Source organism: Dyella sedimenti (genome assembly GCF_022760995.1).
GTDB classification, from domain to species: Bacteria; Pseudomonadota; Gammaproteobacteria; order Xanthomonadales; family Rhodanobacteraceae; genus Dyella; species Dyella sedimenti.
In genome coordinates, this window is sequence record NZ_JAKWJO010000002.1 from 542,817 (window position 1) to 549,993 (window position 7,177).

The following is a 7,177-nucleotide window of genomic DNA, read 5'->3' on the forward strand; positions in this document are numbered from 1 at the left end:
GTGGGAATCAGGGCAGGGCACGCAGCATCAGGTGTTGCGGGCCGGCGGGCCCGTCATGGTACAGCGCGCCGGCATCCGCGAAGCCGGCGCGGCGATAGAGTGCGACCCCCGCCGTGTTGCGGATGTTGACGGTGAGGGCCAGTTGCCGGGCCGCGGGATGGCGCCGCGCCAGGTCGGCCAGCAGCGCGGCCAGCGCGCCCGCGCCCAGGCCCCGGCGCTGCCAGCGATGGTCGATGAAGAACGCGCGCAGGCCCAGCGTGGGCTCGGCGAAGTCCCGGCCGGCGATGCTGCCGGGCCGCGTCTCGATGCGGTAGAAGCCGATCGGGGCGCCATCCAGCAGGATCGCCATCGGCTCGCAGCCGGGGCATTGTTCCGCATCGGCCAGCAGGTCGGCGATGATTCCCACGTAGGGGCGCTGCGCCGCCCGCACGTCCAGCCGCAGCAGTTCGGGCCGGCTCACGGCGCCGGCGGGCACGACGCGGATGGCGGGGCAATCGGGCATGGTTGTTATGATGGCGCAATAGCCGGAGTGACACATGCGCATCATCAGCCTCAACGCCAACGGGATCCGCTCGGCCGCCAACAAGGGCGTGTTCGAATGGCTGCGCCACCAGCGGGCCGACGTGGTCTGCCTGCAGGAGACCAAGGCCCAGGAAGACCAGCTCGGCGACGCGATGTTCCGCCCCGACGGCCACCATTGCTTCTACCGCGACGCCAGCAGCAAGAAGGGCTACAGCGGCGTGGCGATCTACGCCAGGCGCGAGCCGGACGAAGTGCTCACCGAACTCGGCTGGGCGCCGTTCGACAACGAGGGCCGCTATATCGAGGCGCGCTTCGGCAAGCTCAGCGTGGTATCGCTGTACGTGCCCTCGGGCTCGTCCGGCGAGGAGCGCCAGCGGTTCAAGTTCGAGGTGATGGACTGGATCGCGCCGATCTTCGCCAAGTGGATGAAGAGCGGCCGCGACTACGTGCTGTGCGGCGACTGGAACATCGTGCGCAGCGAGCTGGACATCAAGAACTGGCGCTCCAACCAGAAGAACTCCGGCTGCCTGCCGGAAGAACGCGCCTGGCTCAACGACCTGGTCGACAAGCACGGCTGGGTGGACAGCTACCGCACGCTGCACCCCACCGGCCAGGACTACACCTGGTGGTCCAACCGCGGCAACGCGCGCGCCAACGACGTGGGTTGGCGCATCGACTACCAGATCGTCACCCCGTCGCTGCGCGAGCGCCTGAAGCATTGCGCCATCTATCGCGACGAACGCTTCTCCGACCACGCGCCATACACCGTCGACTATGCCGACTGAGCGGGATGTGGCGCAGGCCAGGCCGTTGCCCGGCGGCGGCTGGCGCGTCTGGAGCATCGGCCTGCTGGGGTTTTCCTCGGGCTTGCCGCTGGCTTTGTCGTCGAGCACCTTGCAGGCCTGGTTCACCACCAGCGGCCTGAGCCTCAAGGCCATCGGCTGGGTGACGCTGATCGGCCAGGCCTACATCTTCAAGTTCCTGTGGGCGCCGTTGCTCGATCGCCTGCCGCTGCCCTGGCTGGGCCGCCGCCGTGGCTGGATCGTGCTGATGCAGGTGCTGTGCGCGTCGGCGCTGTTCTGCATGAGCTTCTATACGCCCGAGAGCGCGGCTACCAGCATCGCCTTCTTCGGCGTACTGCTGGCGTTTGCCTCGGCAACCCAGGACATTGCCTACGACGCCCACCGCACGGACCTGCTGCAGCCGGCCGAACGCGGCTGGGGCACGGCGCTTTCGCAAGGCGGCTACCGCATCGCCATGCTGGCGTCGGGCGCCATCGCGCTGATCCTGGCCGACAGCCTCGGCTGGAGCTGGGTCTATCGCTTGATGGGCGTGCTGATGCTGGCCATGGTGCCGGTGACCCTCCTTTCGCCCGACGCGCCCGATGAACAGCCTGCGCGCAACTTCGCCGAAGCGGTGGTGCAGCCGTTTGCCGACTTCTTCCACCGCTACGGCCTGATCGCCCTCGCGTGGCTGGCGCTGATGGTGCTGTACAAGCTTTGCGATGCTTTCGCTCTGGCGCTGTCCACGACCTTCCTGCTGCGCGTGCCGCAGTTCACGCTGACCCAGGTCGGCACGGTCAGCAAGACCATCGGCCTGGCGGCCGGCATCCTGGGCGCGCTGGCCGGCGGTTGGATCGTGACGCGCATGCGCCTGTTCCACGCCCTGCTGTGGATGGGCGTGGCGCAGGCCCTGGTCAACCTCAGCTATATCCTGCTGGTGCACAGCGGGCCGAATCTCACCACGATGGGATCGGTGGTCGCGGCGGAGTATTTCTTCAGTGCGCTGGGCAGCACCGCCTTCGTGGTACTGGTGACAGCCCTGTGCAACGTGCGTTTCTCGGCCACCCAGTACGCGCTGTTGTCCGCCTTGTCGGCAGTGGGCAGGGTCTTTCTTGGTCCGCTGGCGGCTTGGCTGGTACCGCTGGTCGGCTGGTCCATGTTCTTCGTGATCACGGCACTGTCGGCGATACCGGGCCTGCTGCTGGTCATCTTCTTGCGCCAGGCGATTCACCAGGTCGAGCAGGCGCGCCCCCACTAGCAGAAGCTGCCAACTCCGTTCGCCCGGACGACTTGCGCGTGGCCGGCGGCGGCTTCACCATGCGCTCACAGGGGGCCTATGACCGTGGGAGGGAGCGTCCGTGCCGGACCTCGTCATACGCCATATCGACAGTTCCATGGCCGAGCGCATCAAGACGCTGGCCAAGGAGCGGCAGTGGTCGATCAATGACGTGGTGCTGCACGCACTGCGGCATGGCTTGGGCATGGCCTCATCGAACGTATTCGCCGAAACCATGCTGGACCCCGGCGACCTGACCACGCTGGGCGGCCATTGGGATTCCAAGGAAAAGGCCGCGTTCCAGGAGGCCGTGCAGGCGCTTTCCCGCACGCCGAGCTCCCAGCTGGCCAAGCGCGCCACCAAGCTGCGGGACGACGACGCTCCCTGACTAGCGCGGGGCCAGATGGACGGCTCCCAGCACGCGCGGCCCGCGCGCGCCGGTGACCGCCGGCAGGTTGCCGGGCAACCCCAGCAAGCGCTGGCGCGCCAGCCAGGCGAAGGCGGTGGCTTCAAGGTAATCCGGGTCGACGCCATGCTCGGCCGTGCTCGTCAGCGCGCGCGGGGCCAGCAACTGGCCGAGCCGGCGCATCAGCAGGCCGTTGTGCACGCCGCCGCCGCAGGCCAGCACTTCGGCGGCATCCGGCGCGTGGCGCTCGATCGCCTCGGCGATGCTGCGTGCCGACAGCTCCAGCAGGGTGGCCTGCACATCCGCCGGCGGCAGGGCCGGCACACGCGCGTGGGATGCCAGCCAGGCCAAGTGGAAATGCTCGCGCCCGGTGCTCTTGGGCGGGGGCAGGGCGAAATAGGGATCGGCGAGCAATGCGTCCAGCAGCGCCGCATCCACATGCCCGGATGCCGCAAACGCGCCGTCCGCATCGTAGGGGCGGCCGTGATGGCGCAGGTACCAGGCATCCACCAGTCCATTGGCGGGGCCGGTGTCGAAGCCGGACACCGCGCCCGAGGCCGCCAGCACGGTGATGTTGGCGATGCCGCCCAGGTTCAGCACGACCCGCGTGCGGCCCGGCCGCGCCAGCAGCATCGCGTGGACGGCGGGCAGCAGCGGGGCCCCCTGGCCGCCGGCGGCCACGTCGGCGCGGCGGAAGTCGGCCACCACGTCGATCCCGCAGCGCTCGGCGATTACCGAGGGATCGCCCACCTGCAGCGTGAAGGGATGCTCGCCCGCGGGCCGGTGCCGCAGCGTCTGCCCATGCGAGCCGATCGCCCGCACCGCGCCGCGCCGGTCCGGGTGGCGCGCCAGCAGCGCCTGCGCCGCCTCGGCGAAGCACTGCCCGATCGCCACGTCGAGCCGCCCGTAGGCGTCGAGGTCGAGCCGCGTTTCGTCCTGCGCCACGGCGAGGATCTGCGTGCGCAAGGCGTCGGGCCACGGATGCGTCAGCGCATCCACCAACTGGGGCGCCTGGTGGTCGTCGAAGCGCGCCAGCGCGGCATCGATGCCGTCGGCGCTGGTGCCCGAGATCAGGCCGAGGTAAAGCGCCGAAGCGTCGCTCACGGGGGAATCAGTCGTCGTTGCGCTTGGTGCCGCTGGCCTTGGCCAGCTTGATGTTGGCGTCCAGCGCCTTCAGCCGGGCCAGCTGCGGCTGCACCACCTGGGCCTTGAACTTGGCCAGCTGCGCGGCGGGCAGCGGTTCCGGCTTGGGCAGGGTCACCGTCTGCGGGTCGCGCTGCACGTTGTTGACGCGGAATTCGTAGTGCAGGTGCGGGCCGGTGGCGAGGCCGGTCATGCCGACGTAGCCGATCACCTCGCCCTGGCCGACGTGCTGGCCGACCTTCTCGCTGGCGAAGCGCGACATGTGGCCGTAGGCAGTGCTGATGGTGCCGTTGTGCTGGATGACCACGAAGTTGCCGTAGCCGTTCATCCAGCCCTTGAACTTGATGACGCCGTCGCCGGCCGCGTGGATCGGCGTGCCGGTGGGCGCGGCGTAGTCCACGCCCTTGTGCGCGCGCATCAGGCCCAGGATGGGATGCATGCGCGCCGCGCTGAACTGCGAGGAGATGCGGGTGAAATCCACCGGGATGCGCAGGAACGACTTCTGGATCGGGCGGCCGTCCTCGCTGAACCAGCCGTAGCTGCCGTCGTCCTTCTTGAAGCGGTAGGCGGTGTAGCGCTGGCCTTGGTTGACGAACTCCGCCGCCACGATGTCGCCTTCGTGCAGGTAGGCGCCGTCGCGGTAGATGTCGTCGTAGACCACGGTAAAGCTGTCGCCCTCGCGCAGGTCCTGCACGAAGTCGATGTCGTACTTGAAGAGCTCGGCGAGCTTGAGCACCATCGCATTGCTCATGCCGGCCTTGGAGCCGGCGGCGAACAGCGAGCTGTCGATGGTGCCGTGCGCCACGTGCTCGCGCCGGTCCACCTCGCGCGCCTGCGCCGTCACCGTTGCCTTGCCGCCATCGAAGCGCATGATGGTGCGGTTGGCTTCGTCCTTGTCGAAGCGGATACCCTTCAGGCTGCCGTCGCTGTCGAGCAGGAAGTCGAACTCCTGGCCGGGGCTGATGTGGTGCAGCGCCTTGGCATCGCCCGACTGGTCCACCACGTGCTGCACGTCGGTGAGGCTCAGGCCCTGGCTCTGGAACAGGTCGGACAGCGTCTGGCCGGGCTGCACCTGCACGATGTGCCAGTCTTCCACGCTCGGGGCGCGGGTGACCTCGGGCGCGGCCTTGGGCAGGGCCAGCGGCAGCACCGCATGCGCGGTGGACACCGTGTCCGGACGCATCGCGCTGGCCCAGGCGGGAATGAGGAAGCCGGAAACGGCGGTGATAAGCAGCGCGGTACCGGCGAGCATCCAGCGCTCGCGGTGCCAGCGGATGGGCTCCGCCTCGCCATGGCAGCCGAACGACCAGTGCGCGCAGCGTTCATAGAAGTGAGAGTGGCGACGCTGCGCCTTTCGACGCATGGCCAGTTTGCGCGCTGAACGCGCGGTCTCGTTTCTCTCACCCATGCCCGGTGTTCCCCAGGTACAAAATTCACATTGCCGCGTACCATAGCGGCCTTGTGCAAAGAGCGTCAATGCCTTTTCCATCAATGGGTTGCATGATCTTTTCGATTAACACACAATTAACGGAACCGCCCGGAAAGCTATGATTTCCGGTCACGCCCAGACAACGAAAATTTGAGGAATACATGAACGAGCTTGAGCAGGCGCTGGCCACCATCGCGCGCGGCGCCGACGAGATCATCAAGCAGGAAGAGCTGGTCGAGCGCCTGAAGCTCGGCCGTCCGCTGCGCATCAAGGCCGGTTTCGACCCTACCGCGCCGGACCTGCACCTGGGCCACACCGTACTGCTCAACAAGATGCGCCAGTTCCAGGACCTGGGGCACCAGGTGATTTTCCTCATCGGCGACTTCACCGGCATGATCGGCGATCCCACCGGCAAGAACGTCACGCGCAAGCCGCTCAGCCGCGAGGACGTGCTGGCCAACGCCGAGACCTATGCCGAGCAGGTCTACAAGGTGCTGGACAAGGAGCGCACCGAGCTGCGCTTCAACTCCGAGTGGTTCGGCCAGATGACGGCCGCCGACATGATCAGGCTCGCCGCCCAGCACACGGTGGCGCGCATGCTCGAACGCGACGACTTCTCCAAGCGCTTCGCCACGCAGCAGCCGATCGCCATCCATGAGTTCCTCTATCCCCTGGTGCAGGGCTACGACTCGGTGGCGCTCAAGTGCGACGTCGAGCTCGGCGGCACCGACCAGAAGTTCAACCTCCTGATGGGCCGCGCCCTGCAGGAGCACCACGGCCAGCCGCCGCAGATCGTGCTGACCATGCCGCTGCTGGAGGGCCTGGATGGCGTCAACAAGATGTCCAAGTCGCTGGGCAACTACATCGGCATCAACGAGCCGGCCATCGACATCGTCACCAAGACCTTGAAGATCGGCGACGACCTCATGTGGCGCTGGTTCGAGCTGCTCAGCTTCGAAACCTCCATGGACGACATCAAGCGCATGCGGCAGGACGTGGCCAGCGGTGCGCTCAATCCGCGCGACGCCAAGCTCAAGCTGGCGCGCGAACTGGCGACGCGCTTCCACGATGCGGCCGCTGCCGAGCAGGCGATCGCCGGCTGGCATGCCGTCGTGCGCGGCGAGGGCGACACCAGCCTGCTGCCGCTCACCGAGATCGCCGTGCCCGCGGAAGGCCTGCGCCTGCCGGCGCTGCTTACGGCCGCGGGACTCACCGTCAGCAATTCGGAAGCCAACCGCAAGCTGAAGGAGCGCGCCGTGCGCATCGACGCGGAAGTCGTCGAGGACGCGCAACGCGTGTTTTCCCCGGGATTCGAGGCAGTCCTGCAGGTGGGCAAGCGCAACTTCGCCCGCGTGCTGCTCACGCAGGCATGAGCCGATCGCGGCGGTGCGAAACCGCCGCGAAAAAAAGTTTCACGCGGGAACAGCGGCTTAGGCGAAACGCGAAAAAAACTTTCAGATTTCGCTTGCCAAAGAGAGGGTGCCTCCCTAGTATTCGCCACCCCGCCGCTGGCAACGTCCTCCGACGGCAACACCGAAAGCAAGAATTCTTCGCTGAAGGTGTTGACGGCCTGGAAAGATGATGTAAGATGAGCGGCTCACTCGGGACGAAATGTTCCG

Annotated in this window: 7 protein-coding genes; 4 read left to right on the forward strand and 3 right to left on the reverse strand. The window is 67.4% G+C overall.

Features of this window, described 5'->3' with window-relative positions; genetic code table 11:
- Nucleotides 1–7 precede the first annotated feature (7 nt).
- Complete coding sequence (locus tag MJ605_RS07625) at nucleotides 8–502, reverse strand: GNAT family N-acetyltransferase (RefSeq protein ID WP_243040706.1); 495 nt, start codon at nucleotides 500–502, stop codon at nucleotides 8–10.
- Between the two features lie 34 nt (nucleotides 503–536).
- Between MJ605_RS07625 and MJ605_RS07630 the strand changes: the two genes are divergently transcribed.
- From MJ605_RS07630 to MJ605_RS07640, 3 genes are all read left to right on the forward strand, one after another.
- Nucleotides 537–1,307: an exodeoxyribonuclease III gene (locus MJ605_RS07630; protein ID WP_243040708.1), complete on the forward strand. Its 771-nt coding sequence runs from the start codon at nucleotides 537–539 to the stop codon at nucleotides 1,305–1,307.
- A 7-nt stretch (nucleotides 1,308–1,314) separates the two neighbouring features.
- Nucleotides 1,315–2,562 carry an AmpG family muropeptide MFS transporter gene (locus MJ605_RS07635; RefSeq protein WP_243040710.1) on the forward strand — a complete coding sequence of 416 codons (1,248 nt, stop codon included), beginning with the start codon at nucleotides 1,315–1,317 and terminating at the stop codon, nucleotides 2,560–2,562.
- 100 nt (nucleotides 2,563–2,662) lie between these two features.
- Nucleotides 2,663–2,968: a hypothetical protein gene (locus tag MJ605_RS07640; RefSeq protein ID WP_243040712.1), complete on the forward strand. Its 306-nt coding sequence runs from the start codon at nucleotides 2,663–2,665 to the stop codon at nucleotides 2,966–2,968.
- On the opposite strand, the gene MJ605_RS07645 is transcribed toward MJ605_RS07640, so the two are convergent.
- The gene (locus MJ605_RS07645; RefSeq protein WP_243040714.1) at nucleotides 2,969–4,090 is read right to left on the reverse strand and encodes an anhydro-N-acetylmuramic acid kinase; all 1,122 of its coding nucleotides are present in this window, start codon (nucleotides 4,088–4,090) and stop codon (nucleotides 2,969–2,971) included. It lies immediately after the preceding gene.
- Between the two features lie 7 nt (nucleotides 4,091–4,097).
- The gene (locus tag MJ605_RS07650) at nucleotides 4,098–5,537 is read right to left on the reverse strand and encodes an OapA family protein (RefSeq protein WP_243040716.1); all 1,440 of its coding nucleotides are present in this window, start codon (nucleotides 5,535–5,537) and stop codon (nucleotides 4,098–4,100) included.
- Nucleotides 5,538–5,719: 182 nt separating this feature from the next.
- Between MJ605_RS07650 and tyrS the strand changes: the two genes are divergently transcribed.
- Entirely contained in the window at nucleotides 5,720–6,931 is a 1,212-nt protein-coding gene (gene tyrS, locus MJ605_RS07655) for a tyrosine--tRNA ligase (protein WP_243040718.1), read from the forward strand.
- Nucleotides 6,932–7,177: the final 246 nt, after the last annotated feature.

Coding starts and splice junctions, on each gene's coding strand:
- MJ605_RS07625 (WP_243040706.1), bottom strand. CDS start 502: ATGCCCGATTGCCCCGCCATCCGCGTCGTGCCCGCCGGCGCCGTGAGC.
- MJ605_RS07650 (WP_243040716.1), bottom strand. CDS start 5,537: ATGGGTGAGAGAAACGAGACCGCGCGTTCAGCGCGCAAACTGGCCATG.
- tyrS (WP_243040718.1), top strand. CDS start 5,720: ATGAACGAGCTTGAGCAGGCGCTGGCCACCATCGCGCGCGGCGCCGAC.
- MJ605_RS07630 (WP_243040708.1), top strand. CDS start 537: ATGCGCATCATCAGCCTCAACGCCAACGGGATCCGCTCGGCCGCCAAC.